This is a genomic window from Cyanobacteriota bacterium (genome assembly GCA_025054735.1).
Taxonomy (GTDB): Bacteria; Cyanobacteriota; Cyanobacteriia; order SKYG9; family SKYG9; genus SKYG9.
On the sequence record JANWZG010000570.1, the window covers coordinates 1 to 1,861 of the forward strand.

The window sequence follows — 1,861 nt, forward strand, 5'->3', positions numbered from 1 at the left end:
GACGAGTTACGATCACTGATCCAGTAACCCACTATAGTCAGTCTCTAGTGCTGACAGATACAGTTGGCTTTATCCATGACCTGCCCCCTGCACTGATGGATGCGTTTCGTGCCACTCTAGAGGAAGTTACAGAGGCTGATGCGTTATTGCATGTAGTAGATTTGTCTCATCCAGCATGGCAAACCCATCTGCAAGTTGTGGATTCATTGTTGGCTGAGATGCCTACCCTATCTAGTTCTACGCTGCTGGTGTTCAATAAACTTGACCAAGCAGACAGTGATGCTTTGTCTGAGGCTATGGAACAATATCCGCAAGCAGTGTATGTGTCTGCTCGCGATCGTCTAGGGCTAGAGACTCTCCGCCAACGTCTGATGTGGCTCGTACAAGTTGCCATTACCGCCTAGCTTGTGAATCTAGCCCAAGTTCACCGTTTTCTCGTAATTTCCACGGTCACCTGTCCAGCAAAGTCAGGAATAGGCGGGGTTAGCTTGGTCAGCCGCACCTGCACCTGTTCTACAAACGGCTCTCTTGACTGCAATATCAGAGTTGCTTCTGCGATCGCTGTAGCTAAGCGTTCAATTGTTGCAAATTTTTGATGGCAGACCAAATCACGCACAATCGCAATAACCTGTCGATAGTCCAGAGTGTCGTCAAGGTTGTCGCTTCGACCTACCGCTGTCAAATCTAACCATAGGGACAAGGACACATCAAACCATTGACCTAATACCTGCTCCTCTGGCAGTGCTCCCGTGTAGCCATAGCAGCGGATACCTGTCAACTCAATGCGATCGTTCTCAGCCATTAGACTTGCTATCCCTGTGAGGAAGGGTCTTGGGAGTATGGATCTGTAGTTGCTTTGCCCATGTTAACTCGCGCCCGTACCTCTTCTCTGCTCAGCTCTTGATCGTACAACACGTAAGCAACCATCTGATCAAGGGAAAGCATATGCACAAAATGTAGTGGCTTACCATTTTCATAGACCCGATATACTCGAAAGGCAGGGTCATCATCGCGCTCAACCTCACTCAACTCTTGCCCCTTCTCTGCTAGCTTGGCTCGTAAATCATCACGCACCTGATTCCACCGCTTATTCGGCACATGCCAGCAATCACCTCGTTCAGTTCCACAGAGGGAGGCTTGATCAGCATGGGGAAAATCAGCAAATAATTCAGGCCCCTTATCTATTGGTGATGGCAGTGCTGGACTGGGGCTAGCCTGCGGCGACTCTGGTGATGCGACAGGGCTAGGTAGTGGCCTAGGGGCTGTGATGGCAGACGCTACAGGCCGACGTAGTTGACGACGCACAAGCCGTCTACCTGAAGTCGCTGGAGTAGGCTTAGTCGAAGTAGACTTCGGCTTGGTTGGCGTTGGTTGCGCTCGATATTGAAACCTAGGGACTCTATTTAGGGACAAGCGTATAACTCCAACTGGTGACGGTCTTGGCTGAGGGGAGGGAGTCACCCGTGAAGGTACTGGCACTAGTAGCGCTACGCCATGTATCAGGATCGAACTGATCACGCTCACAGACAGCATCGATGAGATGCCTGCAACAGGTTTATGAGATGCTCTAGGGGTAAAAACTCCGGCACTCTGGGTACTTCCAGCACTTCCAGTACCTACAGAGGTAGCAATACCATCAATATAAGACGTTAAGCCTCGGCGAGTTAGAAGATGCGATCGCCCCATATCAATCTAATTAGTTGCACGTAAGGTCTGGACAATCATGCTGAGCTAATGCAATTAAATGTCATTAGTGATCCGATCGTCAAGCATTTAGTTAAAATTTGTTCTCAACCTAGTTAAAATCTTTTCTCAAAAATTCTAGATTAGCAACATCCTGGTGACCAAAACTTATAGATAT

The 1,861-nt window shown here is 48.7% G+C and carries 3 protein-coding genes; 1 reads left to right on the top strand and 2 read right to left on the bottom strand.

Annotated features, from left to right (window positions below):
• Window positions 1-404 (top strand): 50S ribosome-binding GTPase (locus NZ772_18230; protein MCS6815494.1); only part of this gene is annotated, 404 nt, incomplete at its 5' end.
• A 20-nt stretch (window positions 405-424) separates the two neighbouring features.
• Here NZ772_18230 and folB read toward each other — a convergent pair.
• Both folB and NZ772_18240 read right to left on the bottom strand, forming a co-directional pair.
• Window positions 425-802 (bottom strand): dihydroneopterin aldolase, encoded by a 378-nt coding sequence (folB, locus tag NZ772_18235; GenBank protein MCS6815495.1) that lies wholly within the window; start codon window positions 800-802, stop codon window positions 425-427.
• Window positions 803-810: 8 nt separating this feature from the next.
• Window positions 811-1,413, bottom strand: coding sequence for a hypothetical protein (locus NZ772_18240; GenBank protein ID MCS6815496.1), 603 nt, complete (start codon window positions 1,411-1,413; stop codon window positions 811-813).
• Window positions 1,414-1,861 lie beyond the last annotated feature (448 nt).

What these genes read in the sequence shown, in the direction of transcription:
- folB (MCS6815495.1), bottom strand. Translation starts at nt 802, where the DNA reads ATGGCTGAGAACGATCGCATTGAGTTGACAGGTATCCGCTGCTATGGC.